This window comes from Marinobacterium zhoushanense (genome assembly GCF_014641945.1).
Classification (GTDB): Bacteria; Pseudomonadota; Gammaproteobacteria; order Pseudomonadales; family Balneatricaceae; genus Marinobacterium_D; species Marinobacterium_D zhoushanense.
The window spans coordinates 608,984-627,276 of the sequence record NZ_BMIJ01000001.1 but is presented as its reverse complement, the minus strand read 5'-3'; the positions used below and the strand labels follow the sequence as shown (position 1 = coordinate 627,276).

Genomic DNA, 18,293 nt, shown 5'->3' with positions numbered 1-18,293 from the left:
ACTGTTCAGTCCTTTTTTCTTCTACACAAAAAAACGGCATATCACAACTCCAGCTATCTCTGCCATAGCAGCAAGTTGCGATATGCCGCAGCGGCAATAGCAAAAAATATCAGTGGATTACTGGGCTACCTTGATACCCATATCGGCCAGCGATTTGACCGTCAGGTCGAGGCAGGTCAGCGCCTTGTCGATCAGCTCGTCGATCTCCGCCTTGCTGATCACCAGCGGCGGCGACAGCACCATGCGGTTGCCGCAGGCGCGCATGATCAGGCCGTTGGCGAAGCAGTGGTTACGGCAGATCGTGCCCACATCCAGGTTGGAATCGAACAGCTTGTGCGTGCTCTTGTCCTGGGCCAGTGCCATGCCGGCGATCAGGCCGACACCTTCGATATGGCCGACCAGCGGGTGGCCGCCGAGTCGCTCGCGCAGCTGCTGCTGCAGGTAGGGGCCGGTTTCATCGCGGACCTGCTCGATGACCCTCTCCTCGCGCAGAATGCGCAGGTTCTCCAGCGCCACCGCGGCGGCGACCGGGTGGCCGGAGTAGGTGAAGCCGTGGAAGAACTCGCCGCCCTTGGCGATCAGGGCGTTGGCCACGCGATCGCCGACGGCGACGGCGGAGATCGGCTGGTAGCCGGAGGATAGCCCCTTGGCCATCGAGATCAGGTCCGGTTTGATATCGAAGGTCTGGCTGCCGAACCAGTTACCGGTGCGACCGAAACCGCAGATCACCTCATCGGCCACCAGCAGAATGTCGTACTTGCGGCAGATCTTCTGGATCGCCGCCCAGTAGCCCGGCGGCGGGGTGATGACACCGCCGGCGCCCTGGATTGGCTCGCCGACGAAGGCGGCCACGTTATCCGGCCCCACCTGCAGGATCTTCTCCTCCAGTGCCTGGGCGCAGGTCTGGGCAAACTCCTCCGGGCTCTGACCGTCGGCTTCGCCGTACCAGTAAGGCTGGCGGATATGCTCCATGCCCGGCACCATCGGGCCGCCCTGTTTGTGCATGGCGGACATGCCGCCGAGGCTGGTGCCGCCGATGGTGCTGCCGTGGTAGGCGTTGTTGCGCGAGATCATCACCTTGCGCCAGGGCTTGCCCTCGACCTCCCAGTAGCGGCGCACCATGCGGATGATGGTGTCGATCGCTTCCGAGCCGGAGTTGGCGAAGAAGATGTGGTTCAGATCGCCCGGTGTGACCGCGGCCAGCTCCTTGGCCAACTGAGTGGCCGGATTGGTGGTGGTCTGGAAAAAGGTATTGTAGTAGGGCAGCTGGTTCATCTGCTCCTTGGCCACATCGGCCAGCTCTTTGCGGCCGTAACCGATATTCACGCACCACAGGCCCGCCATACCGTCGATGATGCGGTTGCCCTCGCTATCCCAGAGGTATACGCCTTCCGCGCGCTCGATAATCCGGGCGCCCTTGTTGTTCAGGGCCTGGGTATCGGTGAAGGGGTGCAGGTGGTGTTCCGCATCCAGAGCGCGGATATCATCGCTGCGGACCGGTTCCTTATTGATCGCGTTCATTCATAATCTCCAGTATGCGTTGAGCTATCTTCTGAGGGGAAGGCCCGGCAGCCCGCGACCGTTGGGGTGTCGTCTGGGGCGCAGGGCCGTACCCACGAGGGATAGATTCACAGTACCGGCTCACGCCTTTTTGCGAATATACCTACCCGGGGATATTTTGAGTCCAAGGCAGGCTCTATAACCTAAAGCCATACTGTTTAAGCCATCTTCAGAGGATAGATGATGAGGATCGGAATTCTTGCCACCGGTATCACGCCGGATTCACTGCTGGGCCAGTACGGCTCCTACGCGGATATGTTTATCGATCTGATGGGACCGCAGGCGCACGACTACTCGGTGTTCGATGTGCGTGACGGAGATTTTCCCCAGTCGCACGATCAGTGCGAGGGCTGGATCATCACCGGCTCCAAGTGCGGCGTCTATGACGATCTGCCGTGGATGCGTACCCTGAAACAGCTGATCATTGACATTTATGAAGCCGATATCCCGATGGTCGGCATCTGCTTCGGCCACCAGATTATCGCTTCCGCGTTCGGCGCCAGGGTCGCCAAGTATGAGGGCGGCTGGGGTGTCGGCCTGCACACTTATGCCATCGAGGGTGAGCACAGCTTCCTCGATGGCGGCGAGCGCAGCTTCACCATCAGCGCCATGCACCAGGACCAGGTGCTGGAGCTGCCGCAGCATGCACAGCTGTTCGCCACCTCCGAGTTCTGCCGTTATGCCGGTCTGGTGTACGGCAACCGCATCCTGACCCTGCAGGCGCACCCGGAGTTCAACAAGGATTACGAACGCGATCTGGTGCTGGCGCGCAAGGGCGTAGTGGTGCCCGACGAAGTGGCCGATAAGGGGTTGGCGACGCTGACCGCTGAAGCGCAAGTGGACTCGGCAAGGGTAGCCAAGTGGATGGCGCGCTTTCTGGCACGGGGCTGATAACGAATGGACTCACTAGAGGCTCAGCCCGACTAACGCCGGACTCGGGGTCGGGCGATTCCCTGCGATACCCGGTGTGTTCACACCGGGTCACTCACGCAACAGAAAACCCTAAAAAATAGCGGTAACCGCCCACCTGACCAGGCATGCTGCCCAGATCAGCAGATCCTGGAATATTCCTGTTCATCCCTCCAACTTCAAATCCTTAGCAAACGCAATTATGGTATTTTGTGTCGATGTTTGAGGACAGTAGGCCTCAGCGCTGATTTCGCGATCTCCGGGACCATGGAGCGTTTACTCTTGACCAAGAAATACCAGATTCTGATTATTCTCAGCCTCCTCTTGTTCACCGGGTTTATCAGCACCAGCCTGATCAGTTATTTCACCGCACGCGACAGCCTGGAACGGGAGATCGAGGAGAGCACCCTGCCGCTGACCGGCGACAACATCTACTCCGAAATCCAGCGCGATCTGCTGCGCCCGATCTTTATCTCCTCGCTGATGTCGCACGATACCTTTGTCCGCGACTGGGTGATTGCCGGCGAACAGGACACTGAAGCGATTACCCGCTATCTGAAAGAGATTCAGGCGCGTTATGAAACCGAGACCAGCTTCTTCGTGTCGGACAAGACCCGTTGGTACTATCACCCCAAAGGCGCGATCAAGCAGGTGAGCAAGACCGATCCGCAGGATGCCTGGTATTTCCGCTTCAAAAGCGACCTTGCGCCCTACGAAATCAATATCGACCGGGACACGGCCGACCCCAGCCGCATAACGGTTTTCATCAACTACAAGGTCTACGATTACAACGGCAATTTCATCGGCGCTGCCGGTGTTGGCCTGTCCACCTCGGTGGTCAAACAGCTGATCGAGGACTATCAACAGCGATTCAATCGGGAGATATTCTTCATCAACCGTTTCGGTAAGGTGATGATACATAGCGATAGCTATACCGGTGCCGATCAGATCCGCAACAGTCCCGAACTCAGTGTCTACGCGACTCGGATTCTGACCTCGCCCAGCAGCGCATTCAGCTATCAGTCCGCAGGACAAACCATCTACGTCAACAGCCGTCTGGTACCGGAGTTCAACTGGTACCTGATCGTGCAGCAGGCCAACAGTCCGGCCTCCGAGAGGATCTATCACACCCTGATCCTGAACCTGATCGGCTCGGTTATCGTCACCCTGATTGTGCTGTTGCTGGCCTGGCTCACGATCAACAAGTTCCAGCGCCGCCTGGAAGCACTGGCCCAGACTGACAAGCTGACCGGACTGGCCAACCGCCAGGTATTGGACCGGGTACTACCGCAGCAGATAGCCCAAGCGCGTCGGCGGGGTGAACCGCTGAGCTGCATGATCGGCGATCTGGATGGCTTCAAGCAGGTTAATGACACCTACGGCCATCCGGTCGGTGACCAGATGATCAACTCAATCGCCGAGCTGTTCACATCGATGACGCGAGGGGCCGACCTGGTCTGCCGTTGGGGCGGCGATGAGTTCCTGTTCCTGCTGCCCAACTGCGACCGGCAACAAGCCGGTCAACTGGCCGAAAAGCTGCGTGATGCCGTCGAGCAGCATCGGCTGCGAGTGAGCAATGACCTGGTCGGGGTAACATTAAGTCTAGGCATCGCTGAACTCAGTGAGCAGGATGCTCCGGATGAACTGATCCTGCGCGCCGATCATGCACTGCTGGCGTCGAAAGGTGGCGGACGCAACCGGGTCAGTGAACCGCCGCTGGAGTATCAGCCGGGGTAGCATCAGGCGGCCTGCCGGTCGGCATAGCAAGGTAAGAACGCCTCGGGTTTATCACACCGGTGCTACAGTATGCAGTATTGTTCGATGCGGCCTGACAGGGTGTTGTTCACAGGTTGCTTAACGTATTCATGACCGGTGTATAGCTCATGGTTCGAGGTTCAAGCCGCAGTCACCACCACGTGTCCCCCAGCCGAGAGCCGGTGAGCGCGGCCGCCACCTGGGAGGTGTTCAAGACGATCTGGCCCTACCTATGGGAGTTCCGCACTCGCATGGGCGCCGCCTTTGTGCTGCTGGTGGCGGCGAAGGTGGCGACCGTGACCATGCCCTGGGCACTGAAAAACATCGTCGATGGCCTGGACAGGTCTCAGCACCAAGTGCTTGTTGTACCTCTGTTGATGCTGGCGTTCTACGGTCTGTTGCGCTTCGGTTCGGTGTTTTTCGCCGAGGCGCGTGATGCGGTATTCAGCCGCATTACCGAGCGTGCCATGCGGCGCATGGTGCTGCGCGTGTTCCGCCACCTGCATGCGCTGGAACTGGAGTTTCACCTGTCGCGCCAGACCGGTGGTATCTCCCGAGATATCGACCGGGGCGGCAACGGCTTCGGTTTCCTGATGCGGATGCTGGTGTTCAATATCGTGCCGACGCTGATCGAGCTGGCACTGGTGGCCGGTATCCTGCTGATCAACTTCAGCGCCTGGTATGCGCTGATCATCCTGATCTGCGTCGGTATCTACATCTACTTCACCGTGGTTACCACCGAGTGGCGCAACCGCTTCGTGCGCGAGATGAACCAGCTCGATTCAGAGACCAACACCCGCGCCATCGACAGCCTGCTCAACTACGAGACGGTCAAATACTTCAACAACGAGGAGTATGAGTCAGAGCAGTATGACCGTAACCTGGCGCGCTGGGAGTCGGCCAGGCTCAAGACCCGGATGACGCTGATGCTGTTGAACAGCGGCCAGGCGCTGATCATCGCCTCCGGCATGGTCGCGCTGCTCTGGCTGGCGGCAGGCGATGTGGTCAACGGCGAGATGACCCTGGGCTCGCTGGTGATGATCAATGCCTACATTCTACAGCTGTTCCTGCCGTTGAACTTCCTCGGCATGGTCTACCGCGAGGTGCGCCGGGCGCTGACCGATATCGAAAACATGTTCGCGCTGCTGAAAAAAACGCCCAGCGTCAAGGATGCGCCCGATGCCAAACCGCTGGAGGTCAGTGAGGGTAGTGTGGAGTTTCGCAATGTGAGCTTCGCCTACCACGTCGAGCGCCCGATTATCCGCAACCTCAGCTTCCGCGTGGAGCCCGGCCAGAAGGTCGCCATTGTCGGACCCAGCGGCTCCGGCAAGTCCACCCTGGCGCGGCTGCTGTTCCGCTTCTACGATCTGGATGGCGGCGAGATCCTGATCGACGGCCAGCCGATCCGCGACGTCACCCAGCTCAGCCTGCGCAGGGCGATCGGCGTCGTGCCCCAGGATACCGTGCTGTTCAACGACACCATCTTCAGCAACGTGGCCTATGGCCGCCCCGAAGCGGCGGCCGAAGAGGTACACGAAGCGATCCACCTGGCCAACCTGGACCACTTTATTCGGGCCCTGCCCGAGGGGGATAAGACACGGGTCGGCGAGCGTGGGCTCAAGGTCTCCGGCGGTGAAAAGCAGCGTATCGCCATCGCCCGCGTAATCCTGAAAAAACCGCCGATCTTGCTGTTCGACGAAGCTACCTCGGCGCTGGACAGCGCCACCGAACGCGCCATCCTGGCGGCGCTGAACAAACTGGCGAAAAACCACACCAGCCTGGTGATCGCCCACCGCCTGTCGACGGTGATCGATGCCGACCAGATCCTGGTGATGGAGCAGGGCGAGATAATGGAGCGGGGGACGCACCAGCAGCTACTGGCCCAGAACGGCCGCTATGCCCGCATGTGGCAGCTGCAACAGAATACGCATGAGTGAACAGTTACTACGAGTTCGGCCCAGGCGTAAGGCGGATTACCCCAGCTCCGATCTACCAAAACCAGGGTGAGGAGGTCTCTCGGATAAGTGTTTGTGTCAGGAAACACTTAAAATACATTAGAATTGTATGATATTGAGCTGTCCGCCCGACCATAGGTGTCCAGATGTCGCAGAATCGAACTGGATTGGAATGGATAACCCTGCTTGTCAGCCTGGTTATGCTGGGTGTGTATATCCTGTGGTCGACAGTAGATCAGAAATATGAGGTTGAGCAGCGCGAACAGGATCGACTATCGGTCCAGGCACGCGTGATCGACATTCACATCTCCCAGCAGCTCAGCGCTATCCGCCACGTGTTGACCGAAGTGCGCGAGCGGTTCCCAATCTGGCAGAATCAACAGCGAGGCATGAGCTTGGCCAACGAGCGCCTTTCGGCGTTTACCAGTGCGCTTACCGGCGTCAGGAGCCTGTCCATTGTCGATGCCACTGGCTTCATAATTGCCTCTAATCTCCCGTCACTGATCAATCACGAGGTTCAGGATCGAGAATATTTTCAATTGGCCAGTGCGGAACGCAATCCCGGTATTCTGCATATCAGCCCTCCATTTACGGCCGTGACAGGCAACTGGGTGATTCTGTTGTCGATGACGGTGCTCTCCGACGAAGGCGAGTTCACCGGTCTAGTGATAGCGTCGCTCGATCAGGACCGGTTTCGCGCCTCGATGAACGCGGTCAATTATGCGGATGATATGTGGTCAGCCATCGCCCATGGTGATGGTCTGCAGTTCATCATGGAGCCGGATCGAGCCGGTCAGGCCGGAATGAATCTGGCTCAGCCTGGCTCCTTTTTCACCCGCCACGTGGAGAGTCACAATACCGAGAACGTATTAAGCGGCAAGGTGTATTCGACTGGTGAACACCGCACCATGGCCCTGCGCACCATTCAACCGGCTGAACTCAAAATGGATAAGCCGCTGGTCATTGCCGTTGGGCGCGACAGTAACAAGATTTTCCAAGAGTGGCGCTGGGAGACGACCCTGCACATCACGCTATTTGCGATGCTGTTATTCGTATCCGTCGTCTCATTGATGAGGCTCCAGCGCATTCAACGTGAGAAGGAGCGCAATGCGGCCGCGGCGACGTCGGCGATAAACAAGAAAAACAGCGAGCTTGAAACACTCAATGAGAGCCTGCGCTCTCTCGCGCTGATGGACGGGTTAACCGGTATCGCGAACCGCAGGCATTTTGATGACGTGATCGACAAGGAGTGGCGGCGCTGTGAACGTGAGCAGGCGCCGCTGGCACTGATGATGATAGACATCGATCACTTTAAGGATTTTAACGATCACTACGGCCATCTGCGGGGCGATGACAGCCTTAAATTGATCGCCAACACCATTAGCCAGGAGTTAAGCCGCGGCGGTGATCTTGTCGCACGGTATGGTGGCGAGGAGTTCGTCTGCCTGGTGCCAAAATGCGATCTGGATGCCGCTAACGCCAAGGCCGAATCGATCCGACTGGCGATCGCCGCCCTCGATATCCCCCATGAGCACTCAAGCGCATCGCCACATGTCACCATCAGCATCGGCTTGGCCGTGGAGATACCCACAAGTGATGATGCTCCGGCTTCGCTTACCGCTCTGGCGGACAAGTGCCTATATAGAGCCAAGCAGCAGGGGCGGAATAGGGTGTGTTCGGCGCTGAGTTAAAGTGGGTTTATCACGCAAAAGTCAGCTAGCGACCCGGAGCTGACGTGGTGGAAAGAGCTACCGCATAGACTGGTTTTGGCCCTGAGCTGACTCTGTGCTCTATGGATTATCAATATCAATGGGGTTCTACCCCGTTACTGCGGACACTTCTGAAAAGAGGCACAATGTGCCAAAGGAGTGTTCATGACCAAACGCAGAAAATACAGCGCCGAGTTGAAGCGTGAGGCGATTGCCTTGACCCGTCAGCCCGGTGTGAGCTGTCGCCAGGTAGCCATAGAGATCGGGGTGAACCCTAACGTGTTGTCTCGCTGGCGGCGTGAAGCTGATGAGTCAACCGACAAGGCTTTTAAGGGATCAGATTCCCCTAGGGATGAGGAACTAGCTCGCCTGAAACGGGAACTGGCGCGGGTTAAAAAGGAGCGCGATTTTTTGCGCGAAGCGGCAGTGTTCTTCGCCAAAGAGTCGTCCTGAAGTATCAGGCAATCCGGCACTGTCGCAATGACTTCCCAATACGATTAATGTGTCGATGCCTGAAGGTGTCAGCCAGTGGTTATTACGCTTGGGCGTCGAACCCTACTTCAGACAGGGATAAAGCGAATCAGCGCCTATTAGCTCGCATCGCGAGATCCACGCGGATAGTGGCGGCGTAATTGGCGCACCACGGATGCAAGAGGACCTGGTCGCTGAAGGGCAATCTGTCAGCCTGAATCGGGTTGCCCGGTTGATGTCAGCGAATGGCCTCCAGGGTTGGCCGAGGAAGAAACGACGGGGCATGCGCAGACCTTCCTTACGCCCAGCAGGCATTCGGAATCACCTGGAGCGTGATTTCACTGCTATGAACCGGGAAAGTGGATCCTACAATGGCAAACGACGCATCCGTGGAGGCCGCCATCGCATCCGCACCGTGATGTTCATGGCGATGCTCTCGTCCATCCAATGTAACCCCGTTTTTAAACGCGTCTACGAGCACCTGAAGGCCCAGGGGAAGCTACCCAAAGTAGCCATCATCGCCTGCATGCGCAGCTCATTATCGTGCTCAATACGCTCCTGAAAAACGAGGAGCGCTGGTGTGAAAAAACGGCCTGAATATTATGACTGGACACCACAGTCACTTGTTATATGCTCTGGTCATTTTTAACTTCCTTGCAGTTAACAAGTAACAGCCAAGTCAAAAAGTAGAGAATAAAAACAATTGCAAGTGCGAGCAGATATGCCGAAATGTCACGGATGCGTAATGCCCTAATAACATCTTGATGGGAAGATAAGCAAGTATTCCAAGTGAAAAAAACAATCCGCACCATTGTTATTACGATTCGCACTACACTCTGGACAGACTATCTCTGCCTTTGAGAATAAGGGAACCCGAGCTCCACAATTAGGACATTTCATCACTTTCCTTGACCTTCACTTTTTACATATGACGCTAAGTTCAGTGGTGGCCGGAACCGAGCCCCATCATGCTTAATATAATGAACGTAGCGAATTGGGTAAGAAGGAGCGGAGTGTAGGGCATCCGTTGCAACGTCTGGTTATGCGCATAACCTGGATCAAGACAGCAGCGAAGCCAATAAAACCACCTGACAACCAACGCCGGTCAAAAAAGCTAATGTTCTTAAAGGAACGGGAAAACCGAAGATGCTTATCGCATAGTGGCCAACACGCGCAAAAAAATAAACCATGCATGCAAGTTCAGTTGCGCGGCTATACGCACCCGCCATATGTACCAGAAGTACCAAAGGTGCAAACAAAACAAGGTTCTCTACAGCATTTGCATGGGCTCTCATCGCTCTCTCTGCCCACTTCGCTTTCGGCGGCGGATCAGGTAGTGGAAACCAATGCATTGGAGGAGGACCAAGCTCTTTTATACGATTGCCAATGTATGGAACCCAAAAAAACGCTGTCAGTGCGATTGTCCACGTAAGCCAATAAAGTTCATTGCTCATGTTTTATCTCCACGATTTTTGGTGGCTGCGCTCGCCTAGCGCCGCGTTAAAGGGCCGAAAAAGCAGAGCTTTTTAGGCCTCGGTATGCAAAGCGAACGATATTCAACGTTTTGTTAGTGATCATCACATACCGGCCTCGGCCAACTCCATAATTGGTATATATATCCCATACAAGTCTGTATGGTACGTATGAAGCACCGAGAATGAACACTCGCAGTACAGGTCGTAAATATCTTTTGCCTTTGGACCTAGCCAAAGCAAAGATGCTCAGCGCTGTTATCGGAAACCACCAAACTCAGAAAGGGCTGGCCAGAACGCTCGGCGAAACGGCTTTTATCTGTGTCATCGTCATCAGCCCAGGTTTGCAGACCGCAGTTTCTTCAAAAAACCCATACGAACCATCGAGGCCATGTAGCTGTCCGGTTTGCGCGTGACCTGATCTTCGATCAGCCGCGCCATCCCCTCGCCGAACCCATCGCGCGGCTGCTGCTCAAGAATTTCGTGCAGTGTTTTCGGGTCGATGTCATGAACCCACATGCCGATGACATCAGCGCCAGCCCCGTAATGCACAAGTGCGACTTCTGGCTGGCGGTATTCAGCCACGCCAACAGAGTTGTGCAAGGCGACCATTTCGTGGACCAGGTCGGCTCTGTCAGGACTCAGCCCCTTACTCACGCAGACATGATGTGCTGCCTTGGCGCCATCCAGTTCAAACGTGCCGCCGTGATCGTGGGCTGCTGTCAGACCGAGGTCATGCATGATGCAGCCGAGAAACAGAACTTCACGGTCAACCGGCTTGCTGACCTTATGCCCCATAGCAACGGCAAAGGCATGGGTGCGCATGCAGTGACCGAACAGAAAATCCGGGCTGGCTTCTCGCACCAGCGATATGGCTTTTTTGCAGGCTGCGGAATCCGGCACATGGTAATCGGCCGGCGCGACATAGGGTGGTCGACGGCCGGACAATCGGGCCGAGGTCTTCCGGACGAGCTCCCGTATATCGCCGGCAGCGAACTGCCGAATCAGAAAACACAAGCCCGGATCAGGCTTGGATGTGGTGAGGGCAATTGCAGATGGCTGATTCATCGAGATACTCCGCTTTGTGCATTCCGAACAAGCGTTATACACTGGAACTATATTTATGTACTGATTCGAAGGTTAATTCAAAATCAATTTATATGCAAGACAGTACAAAAAGGGCGCGCGGCCGTCCTCGAGCCTACAACAGGGCTGCTGCACTCAAGGCCATCACCTCATTGTTCTGGCGACACGGCTTCAGTGCGACCTCACTGGATGACATATCCGCCGCCACATCGATGAGTCGCCCGAGCCTCTACCAGGCCTTTGGAAGCAAGGCAGACATGTATCAGCAGGCATTTGCCGGATTCGTTCAGCGTATGGCCACTGCCACCAGTGCGGCACTGGACGTATCAGAATCCCCTGATGTGGCGCTGGTGAACTTTTTTCACGCCATCATGGATATCTACTTTGACGAAGACTCCGCCGTTGGCTGTTTCGTTTTCTGCACCACGGTCGCGGAAACCGGCAACCATCCAGAATTCCAGAATGCGCTACACGCTGTCATCGAGAAATTGGACGCAGCCTTGAGTGAATATTTCCAGAACGCCCAGCATGCCAACCTGATTCGGGCCGAGTCTGACGTCCAGGCCTTGGCAACGTTGACCCAAGGCCTTCTTCAACACATTGCAATACGGGCCAGGGCTGGAGACAGCAAGGAAGAACTGTTGAAGAGAGTGAAGTCAGGATTATCAGCGATTCTTGATTACCATTGCTCAAACAGCTTGAGCGAACCTGGGTCTTGATAGGACTGGCCGAGTTTACGACGAATGTACCTCGTAACCTCTTGCTCGACTTCTACGCCCAAGCCCGTCCGGCCTTACCATGGAGCAATTTCCGGCGCACTGGCCCGAAGTTCGGCTTAATTGAGGTCGTCGATGCTAATTCACTTGCCGCCCAGTGTAGTGGTTCAATGATCCCGGACACCGATTTAGGTGGTACAGTCGCCACCGAAGGAGAGTTGGTAACCCATGGGGCCCAAGCACAGCAAAGCGCGAAGTGTCTCATGCTGAGAGACTTGTTCGTAGGATCCCTAATCAGTTGAAAAGGCTGTGGTTTATATATGGCTACAGCCTTTTATTAAAATAAATTAAATAAAGCTATCACCAAGCTAATAATAAGCGTACTATGAACTGGCTTGAGAGTAAGCCTGCATTTATGCACCTTTTCGATGTCCTGCCTAATCGTATGTACCTCGTTCTGTTTTCATAAGTCCTTGTATTATCTAAAGCATTATCCGAACATCTTCAGCATCTTAGCTGCAGTGTTAAAACATTATTTTGAACGAGAATACTATTATGTCTACTACTACTGGCACCGTTAAATGGTTCAACGAAACTAAAGGCTTCGGATTTATCGAACAGAAGAACGGTGGTCCGGACGTTTTCGCCCATTTCAGTGCGATTTCGGGTTCAGGCTTCAAAACACTTACTGAAGGCCAAGAAGTTCAGTTCTCTGTTACTCAGGGCCAGAAAGGTCCTCAGGCTGAAAACATCTCCGCGATCTGAACCTCGGGTTCAGTAACCGATTAAAAACGGGCCCTTGTGGTCCGTTTTTTATTGCCTGGGAATATGGCCTGACGTGAGACAGCTGACATCCTGATCAGCTGTTGGTCCTTTGTATCCAGCGCCCTTCAACTCGTGTGGCGGGTTGACCTGCATCTCCACCCCTATTTCTCTACCCCTTTTTACTGCATTATTGGCTCATTAATCAGTTGCCTTTGAATATGTGAATAGAGCAGCACCGTACTCTTAGAACGGTTTCTCGGGCTTTCATCCCCCAGGTATGTCACTGACGTTGATCTGGATGATAAGCGTAAAGAGATCTGCACCCACCTCAATGTCACACGCAGAAGGAAACCTTCCTAGGCTTGATAGCCAGTTGCGTCGAGAGGCATACCGAAGCCGTTTCGGGTCATAGCTACCGGCAAACTCCGCCCCCCGCTACGCCCGCTCTGTGCGCCAAGCAGATTCGCAGGAAATGGCCCTCTGCGGACATTAAGTGTGCCGTACCAATGTGCGGTTTTCTATCTCCTTGGCACATTGGCAGAGTCTGAAGGCGCGTACTATCCGACCGAAAAGTGGCCAGAGGTGATACAAGAGCGCTTCGCAGAATTTTAAGGCCCGCCCGGCCCATTTACTGATAGCCAGAGTCTGAGTCAGAGGTGTTATTTACAGGCGTAGAGGAAATACGTTTGCCGTTAGCCGGGCATCGAGGACGTGTACTGCTAATCGGAGATGCGGCCCATGCATGGACTCCCTTTAAGGGGGCGGGAGGGCAGTAACGCTGGAGGATACGGTGTCGCTGTCTGATTTGCTGGATAAACTTCCACCTGAGCAGGCCATTTTCCGCTTTGAGGAACGGCGTTATCCATTGTGTGAATATGCTTAGCGCGTGTCTCGACGTGTAGGTGAGCTGGTGGCGTTATAGCATATCGAGGGGTGTTTCCGTAAGTAATTGGAGCTTTGGGCGACGCAAAAAATCCCCACCCGCTAACGGGTGAGGAAAGTGCCAAAAGAAATCTGTGTTTTCAGTGTTTAGCCTGCGATAGCGCGCATTATTATAAATAGGAGTGACGGGCCAAGCAGGCAGCCCAGTGCAGTATAGAACGCGGCAGTCAGACAGCCGTAGGGGACCAGTTTTGGATCGGTGGCGGCCAAGCCTGCAGCGACACCGCTTGAGGTGCCCATCAGCCCGCCGAAGATAACAGCGGTTCGTGGGGAATTCAGGCCAATCATCGGTGCGACAAACGGTGTGGCGATCATAACCAGGATCGACTTTACCAGGCCTGCAGCGATGGAAAGAGCCATTACCTCTGAGCTAGCGCCCAGCGCGGCACCGGTGACCGGGCCGACGATGTAGGTCACGGCGCCTGCACCGATGGTGGTCAGGCTTACTGCATCGGTATAACCAAACGCCATGGCGACGGTGACGCCGGCAAAAAAGGAGGAGAATATCCCCATCGCCAGAGCTATGATCCCGCTTATACCGGCCCGTTTCAGCTCTTCGATATTTACCCCGAAGCCGGTGGCGACGATGGCGAAGTCACGCAGCATTGAGCCGCCCAGCAGTCCAATCCCCGACAGCAGCGGAATATCGACCAGACCTTTCTGGCCCCCGGTAAAGACGCCGCTAAAGTAGGCCATGATCAGACCCAGGAGAATTGCTATCGCTGAGCCATGAATGCGGCCCTTGGTAAAACGCCCGGAGAGCCAGTAGGAGAACCACATGGTGACGCCAATAAAGGCGAAAGCAGTGACCAGATTATATTTGTCAGTAACGTGGAGTAGTGAATCGTACATGCTGTCACCTTAAGCGCTGGTTGCCCGAGAGGCGGTTTTTTCGGTTTCTTCCGCTTTGTTCTGACCGATGCGAGCTAACATCGGAACCAGTGCAAAGCCGCATATGACAGCAGTTATACCCGCGGTGATCGCCATCGGTCCGCCGGTCAGTGCGCCCATTACGTTCTGTTTGGCCGCCATGGCGACTACAACGGGAATATAGATTGCGCTCCAGAATTCGACGCCTTGTTCGGTCTTTACGTCGATCAGACCGCGCTTGTTGAGGTAGCTGCCTGCGAGGATCAGCAGGATCATAGCGATGCCGACCCCTCCGACGTTGGCGGGTACGCCGATCAGAGTGCCGAGGATTTTGCCAGCGGTGATGCCGGTCAGCGTGCACACTGCCAGAAGTGTGACTCCGTAGATGATCATAATGGGTTCTCCAGATTATTTATTCGTATTTTTCCTGGTTGTAGCGCGTGTACGATCTTTTGATTTCAAAGGGTACAAAGGCATTAATTTCAGTGGATTATTATTGCTCCTTCGCTCTAGTATGTTGTCATTCGAGTTAAATGAATAAGGTCAGGTTTGTATATCTGACTGCAGTGCCTTGCAGATCCCACTCGGTAATACCCGCCGGAACAGTCCGGTCAGGGAGTTTCCCGGCGGCATTTCGATAACCCGTTCTAAGCCGCGTTCTACCAGCATCTGGCAGCTGTCATGCCAGTGCATCTGCAAAGACATGTTTTGCGCCAGGTCTCGCCGTATATCCTCCTGTTTGTGCAATACGCGTGCGCGGGTAGCGCTGACATAGCGGCAGTTGGAACTGCGTATCTCAACCTCTGCAAACGCCCCCGCGAGAATTTCGGCCTGTTCACTCAACAGTTCGCAATGGGAGGGAACGGGCACATCCAGCATCTGTCCGGCACAGGGGACGCTGGCCTTCAGTAGCTCTACCGATTCCCGTAGGGCGCTGCGCTCGCCGGCCAGGACAAACTGCTGTTCCGCATTGAGGTTGGCGAGAAACACGTCCCGGCCCTGTGCCCTTTGTGCATTTACAACGGTTTCGATCGCGTAGCGGGAAGCGCCGATCAGGGCCAGCATGCCATAGCCACTGGGGTAAGCCTGCTGCATCAACTGTCCACGAAGCGCCACCAGTTGCAGTGCATCACTGAATTCCAGTATTCCGGCGACGACCGCTGCGGGATATGCGCCGATCGACAGGCCGAGTACAAAGTCCGGTTTACCGGACTGCTGTTGAAAATGTTCGCCCCAGATTACGCCGCTGATCAGCAGCGACAGTTGCACGTTGCGGGTATCTGTCAACGCCTCAGCGGTGTCGAGTGTGCGAACGGCCTGTCCCAGCACCTTTTCTGCTTCGTGGACCCTCGCTTCAGCGACTTCAGTGTGTGGAAGCTGCGCTAACATTCCAGCACGCTGCGCTCCCTGGCCGGGGAAGGTGAAAGCGGTCAGCATGGCTTAACTCCTTCATCCTTTTCACCGGCCCAGGGCGTTTTTGTCAGACGCGGTCCAGTATCGGTCTTTTGCAGAACCTGCTCTGAAGAACCGGCCCATTCCGCCAAGGCTATGGCACCCATAGGTGTGTCCAGCTGGATATCGACACGACAGCTCGCAGTTCCGAACAAGCCTATGAGTTCTGCGGCCTGCTCTCGGCAGATAGGGGCCGTAGCATCGATAACCAGATCAAGATCGCTTTCGGGCCGAAGCTGACGTTCGCCGGTGGCAAACTCGTAGCCAAGGCTGCCGGTAACGCCCCAGCGCAGCGGCAGGGTGTTCAGCAACGGAGCCAGCTTGCAGAGCGCAATCAACACCGGATGCCTGTTGCGTTCACAGTGTGCCAGCCAGGGCTTGGTAGCGGTGAGCGTGTAGGGATCGAGATGCTTGCTGATAGCCTTCAGTGGGGCGAAAGCGGGTTGACGCTGAGCCTTGCTTTCACCGCGCACGCCGACCGGTATCCATCCAGAATCGACGGGAGCCCTGCGCACGACCACTGGTCCGCTACCGTTTACCACCCAGTCGGGTAGTTCGGTATCGGGAACAGGCGCGCGCAGTTGCCCGCGGTCTATCCAGATGAGGTCGTGCGCACGGCAATTCATCATGCCTCCCACTGAGTACGCAGCTGTTCGCGCACCAGGCGGGATGCCCCGCGGTTAACGCCGTTGAGACGACGCTCCAGACCGGTATCGCCGGGCTGAATATCGTTGAGCGCATCTACCAGCACTGAACGGACCTTGCCGAGATCGTTGGTGCTAGGCGACTCGGCAGATTCTACCTCGACCAGAGGTTCCAGCAGCCCGAGAGACGCATAGCTTTCCAGGTCATAGGCCATGGGTGGGATATCGGCGGCCAATTTGTCTAGCTCTTCTTCGGTACGCAGAGTCACGCGCGCGGCTGCAGCTTTGCCCATGGCATGGACCTGCACGCCGCTGTCGGCTAATGCAAAGATACGGTTGGCCTGGTAGCCGTGCGCGAGGAAAGCTCCGGACATCGCTTTGCCAACCAACAGGGAAATCACTGGATGGCCCGCCAGTCTTGCCCGGGCATAGGCGCTGACCGCGGCGGCTAGTGCTTGATGGAGACCCAATGCCTCTTCACGACGACCATAGGCCTGGCTGGGGACATCCACGATAGCGATAAGGGCACGTTTTTGCGGGTTGTCCGCATCGGTTTTGATGGCGTCATCAATAGCAGCAGCCAGCCCGTAACCTTCAAGCAGTCCGACTTCACCGCGGGATGCGCGGGGGAAGTGGCTGTCGGGGTCCGGCTGAACCAGCAGCACGCGACAGGCGTGTCCAGCCACCTCACCATCGGCAATCCGCAGGGAGGGCACGGCGGCCTGTTGGGTAACCATGCCAGCGGTCAGCCCGTCGAACCAATGGCCGCCACGCTTACTGATTGGTTTGCTCTGTGCTGTCATGCTGTTTTCCCCTGTGTCAGTGTGAAGCGGGCGCGTTGAGCGTCGATCTGTTCGCGGGTATCAAACTGCTGCAGGCGCTTCAATGGAGAGGCTATATCGTCGCTTCGGTGGAGGGTCGGTACGCCTGCGGCCAGACAATCACGAACGCTGGTGGCGAGTGCACTGACATCGTCATCGACAAAGGCATCGACCAAGCCGGTTGCAAAACGCTGGATGCCGCCGGTCAGGCCCCAGATCAGGCCGCGGTCACGGGAGTCATACTCCTCGACGCCGGCTTCTTGCTCAATGACCTGAGGGCCGTTCAGGCCCAGGCGGCCTTCGCGGGTGATGATCAGATAGCTGCACAACCCGGCGGTGATCGACATGCCGCCGAAGCAGCCCACGGGACCTGTGACCACGGCGATGACTGGCTGGTATTGACGCAGTTCGACGATGGCGGACTGGATCTCGGCGATGGCGGCCAGGCCCAGATTGGCTTCCTGCAGGCGCACACCACCGGTTTCCAGCATCAGCACCGCGGCAGTGGGGTTGCCCTTGCGGTTTTCTTCAATCGCCAGCTCCAGTATCCCGGCGATTTTGGCGCCGCCCACTTCGCCCAAGCTACCGCCCTGAAAGCCACCTTCGATCGCGGCAGCGACGACCGGTTTATCGTCCAGCTTGCCGCGGGCGATAACCACGCCGTCGTCAAACTGCGGCACGATGCCCTGCTTTTCGAGCCAGGGTGAGGTGAGACGGTCAAAGGGTGTGAGCAGCTCACGCATGCTGCCGCTATCCAGCAGCGACTCGATACGTTTGCGGGCGCTCAGGTCAATAAACCCAAGCTGCTCGGTCCGATTCAGTGCGGTATTCGTTAGTTCAGTCATGCCGAAGCCTCCACCGCCGATGCCAGTTCGATCGCCTGTTCGATACGCAGCCGAATGACGCCGGGCGTAGCGGCAAAATCGTGAATGTCCATGCGCATAGCGGGCAGGGAGATGCGTGCCTCAATCTGTTCGATCACCTGGCGCCAGCGGATCTCGCTGCCCGGTGATGAGGTCTGGATATGGATCTCGGTCTGAGAGCCTTGGAGAGGCTCGATCATCACTTCGAGATCGCCAGAGCCCACATAGCCGACTAGCGCTGGCTGGATCTCGGCTGCGCGGGCTGGGCGTGTAAAGTGCAGGGTTTCCATCATTGTTCTCCTT

The 18,293-nt window shown here is 56.3% G+C and carries 17 protein-coding genes and 1 pseudogene; 8 read left to right on the top strand and 10 right to left on the bottom strand.

What is annotated here, in order from left to right:
* Window positions 1–117: 117 nt before the first annotated feature.
* The gene (locus tag IEX40_RS02900; protein WP_188745579.1) at window positions 118–1,521 is read right to left on the bottom strand and encodes an aspartate aminotransferase family protein; all 1,404 of its coding nucleotides are present in this window, start codon (window positions 1,519–1,521) and stop codon (window positions 118–120) included.
* Between the two features lie 219 nt (window positions 1,522–1,740).
* Here IEX40_RS02900 and IEX40_RS02895 point away from each other — a divergent pair, with 219 nt between their 5' ends.
* From IEX40_RS02895 to IEX40_RS02875, 5 genes and pseudogenes are all read left to right on the top strand, one after another.
* A complete protein-coding gene (locus IEX40_RS02895) occupies window positions 1,741–2,451 on the top strand; it encodes a glutamine amidotransferase-related protein (protein ID WP_308421588.1) in 711 nt (236 codons plus the stop codon).
* 300 nt (window positions 2,452–2,751) lie between these two features.
* Window positions 2,752–4,206, top strand: coding sequence for a sensor domain-containing diguanylate cyclase (locus IEX40_RS02890; RefSeq protein ID WP_229680520.1), 1,455 nt, complete (start codon window positions 2,752–2,754; stop codon window positions 4,204–4,206).
* 146 nt (window positions 4,207–4,352) lie between these two features.
* A complete protein-coding gene (locus IEX40_RS02885; protein WP_188745577.1) occupies window positions 4,353–6,161 on the top strand; it encodes an ABCB family ABC transporter ATP-binding protein/permease in 1,809 nt (602 codons plus the stop codon).
* 164 nt (window positions 6,162–6,325) lie between these two features.
* Window positions 6,326–7,870 (top strand): sensor domain-containing diguanylate cyclase, encoded by a 1,545-nt coding sequence (locus tag IEX40_RS02880; RefSeq protein WP_188745576.1) that lies wholly within the window; start codon window positions 6,326–6,328, stop codon window positions 7,868–7,870.
* 183 nt (window positions 7,871–8,053) lie between these two features.
* Window positions 8,054–8,956, top strand: a pseudogene (locus tag IEX40_RS02875) (transposase).
* A 461-nt stretch (window positions 8,957–9,417) separates the two neighbouring features.
* Here IEX40_RS02875 and IEX40_RS02865 read toward each other — a convergent pair.
* Together IEX40_RS02865 and IEX40_RS02860 are read right to left on the bottom strand one after the other, a co-directional pair.
* The gene (locus IEX40_RS02865; protein WP_188745575.1) at window positions 9,418–9,813 is read right to left on the bottom strand and encodes an MAPEG family protein; all 396 of its coding nucleotides are present in this window, start codon (window positions 9,811–9,813) and stop codon (window positions 9,418–9,420) included.
* A gap of 351 nt (window positions 9,814–10,164) precedes the next feature.
* Entirely contained in the window at window positions 10,165–10,899 is a 735-nt protein-coding gene (locus IEX40_RS02860) for an HD domain-containing protein (RefSeq protein ID WP_229680518.1), read from the bottom strand.
* Here IEX40_RS02860 and IEX40_RS02855 point away from each other — a divergent pair.
* From IEX40_RS02855 to IEX40_RS22245, 3 genes are all read left to right on the top strand, one after another.
* Window positions 10,887–11,636 carry a TetR/AcrR family transcriptional regulator gene (locus tag IEX40_RS02855; RefSeq protein WP_188745574.1) on the top strand — a complete coding sequence of 250 codons (750 nt, stop codon included), beginning with the start codon at window positions 10,887–10,889 and terminating at the stop codon, window positions 11,634–11,636. The genes IEX40_RS02860 and IEX40_RS02855 overlap by 13 nt on opposite strands.
* A gap of 552 nt (window positions 11,637–12,188) precedes the next feature.
* Window positions 12,189–12,398, top strand: coding sequence for a transcription antiterminator/RNA stability regulator CspE (gene cspE / locus IEX40_RS02850; RefSeq protein WP_188745573.1), 210 nt, complete (start codon window positions 12,189–12,191; stop codon window positions 12,396–12,398).
* A gap of 656 nt (window positions 12,399–13,054) precedes the next feature.
* On the top strand, window positions 13,055–13,174 hold the full coding sequence (locus IEX40_RS22245; RefSeq protein ID WP_373286470.1) for an FAD-dependent monooxygenase: 120 nt from the start codon (window positions 13,055–13,057) through the stop codon (window positions 13,172–13,174).
* Window positions 13,175–13,427: 253 nt separating this feature from the next.
* On the opposite strand, the gene madM is transcribed toward IEX40_RS22245, so the two are convergent.
* The 7 genes from madM to mdcC all read right to left on the bottom strand — a co-directional run bounded on the left by madM (window position 13,428) and on the right by mdcC (window position 18,283).
* The gene (gene madM / locus IEX40_RS02845) at window positions 13,428–14,192 is read right to left on the bottom strand and encodes a malonate transporter subunit MadM (protein WP_188745572.1); all 765 of its coding nucleotides are present in this window, start codon (window positions 14,190–14,192) and stop codon (window positions 13,428–13,430) included.
* A 9-nt stretch (window positions 14,193–14,201) separates the two neighbouring features.
* The gene (madL, locus tag IEX40_RS02840) at window positions 14,202–14,603 is read right to left on the bottom strand and encodes a malonate transporter subunit MadL (RefSeq protein WP_188745571.1); all 402 of its coding nucleotides are present in this window, start codon (window positions 14,601–14,603) and stop codon (window positions 14,202–14,204) included.
* A 150-nt stretch (window positions 14,604–14,753) separates the two neighbouring features.
* The gene (mdcH, locus tag IEX40_RS02835; RefSeq protein WP_188745570.1) at window positions 14,754–15,647 is read right to left on the bottom strand and encodes a malonate decarboxylase subunit epsilon; all 894 of its coding nucleotides are present in this window, start codon (window positions 15,645–15,647) and stop codon (window positions 14,754–14,756) included.
* Window positions 15,641–16,291, bottom strand: a complete 651-nt coding sequence (locus IEX40_RS02830) for a malonate decarboxylase holo-ACP synthase (protein ID WP_229680516.1) — start codon at window positions 16,289–16,291, stop codon at window positions 15,641–15,643. Before IEX40_RS02830 ends, mdcH begins: the two co-directional genes overlap by 7 nt.
* Window positions 16,288–17,109, bottom strand: coding sequence for a biotin-independent malonate decarboxylase subunit gamma (gene mdcE / locus IEX40_RS02825; protein ID WP_188745568.1), 822 nt, complete (start codon window positions 17,107–17,109; stop codon window positions 16,288–16,290). The genes IEX40_RS02830 and mdcE overlap by 4 nt, the downstream gene beginning before the upstream one ends.
* A complete protein-coding gene (locus tag IEX40_RS02820; protein ID WP_188745567.1) occupies window positions 17,106–17,972 on the bottom strand; it encodes a biotin-independent malonate decarboxylase subunit beta in 867 nt (288 codons plus the stop codon). Before IEX40_RS02820 ends, mdcE begins: the two co-directional genes overlap by 4 nt.
* Complete coding sequence (mdcC, locus tag IEX40_RS02815) at window positions 17,969–18,283, bottom strand: malonate decarboxylase acyl carrier protein (protein WP_229680514.1); 315 nt, start codon at window positions 18,281–18,283, stop codon at window positions 17,969–17,971. Before mdcC ends, IEX40_RS02820 begins: the two co-directional genes overlap by 4 nt.
* Between the last annotated feature and the right edge of the window lie 10 nt (window positions 18,284–18,293).

Excerpts from the sequence above, each read along its gene's own strand:
- IEX40_RS02900 (WP_188745579.1), bottom strand. The coding sequence starts at position 1,521 with ATGAACGCGATCAATAAGGAACCGGTCCGCAGCGATGATATCCGCGCT.
- IEX40_RS02895 (WP_308421588.1), top strand. The coding sequence starts at position 1,741 with ATGATGAGGATCGGAATTCTTGCCACCGGTATCACGCCGGATTCACTG.
- IEX40_RS02885 (WP_188745577.1), top strand. The coding sequence starts at position 4,353 with ATGGTTCGAGGTTCAAGCCGCAGTCACCACCACGTGTCCCCCAGCCGA.
- IEX40_RS02880 (WP_188745576.1), top strand. The coding sequence starts at position 6,326 with ATGTCGCAGAATCGAACTGGATTGGAATGGATAACCCTGCTTGTCAGC.
- IEX40_RS02865 (WP_188745575.1), bottom strand. The coding sequence starts at position 9,813 with ATGAGCAATGAACTTTATTGGCTTACGTGGACAATCGCACTGACAGCG.
- IEX40_RS02855 (WP_188745574.1), top strand. The coding sequence starts at position 10,887 with ATGGCTGATTCATCGAGATACTCCGCTTTGTGCATTCCGAACAAGCGT.
- IEX40_RS02860 (WP_229680518.1), bottom strand. The coding sequence starts at position 10,899 with ATGAATCAGCCATCTGCAATTGCCCTCACCACATCCAAGCCTGATCCG.
- cspE (WP_188745573.1), top strand. The coding sequence starts at position 12,189 with ATGTCTACTACTACTGGCACCGTTAAATGGTTCAACGAAACTAAAGGC.
- madM (WP_188745572.1), bottom strand. The coding sequence starts at position 14,192 with ATGTACGATTCACTACTCCACGTTACTGACAAATATAATCTGGTCACT.
- madL (WP_188745571.1), bottom strand. The coding sequence starts at position 14,603 with ATGATCATCTACGGAGTCACACTTCTGGCAGTGTGCACGCTGACCGGC.
- mdcH (WP_188745570.1), bottom strand. The coding sequence starts at position 15,647 with ATGCTGACCGCTTTCACCTTCCCCGGCCAGGGAGCGCAGCGTGCTGGA.
- IEX40_RS02830 (WP_229680516.1), bottom strand. The coding sequence starts at position 16,291 with ATGATGAATTGCCGTGCGCACGACCTCATCTGGATAGACCGCGGGCAA.
- mdcE (WP_188745568.1), bottom strand. The coding sequence starts at position 17,109 with ATGACAGCACAGAGCAAACCAATCAGTAAGCGTGGCGGCCATTGGTTC.
- IEX40_RS02820 (WP_188745567.1), bottom strand. The coding sequence starts at position 17,972 with ATGACTGAACTAACGAATACCGCACTGAATCGGACCGAGCAGCTTGGG.
- mdcC (WP_229680514.1), bottom strand. The coding sequence starts at position 18,283 with ATGATGGAAACCCTGCACTTTACACGCCCAGCCCGCGCAGCCGAGATC.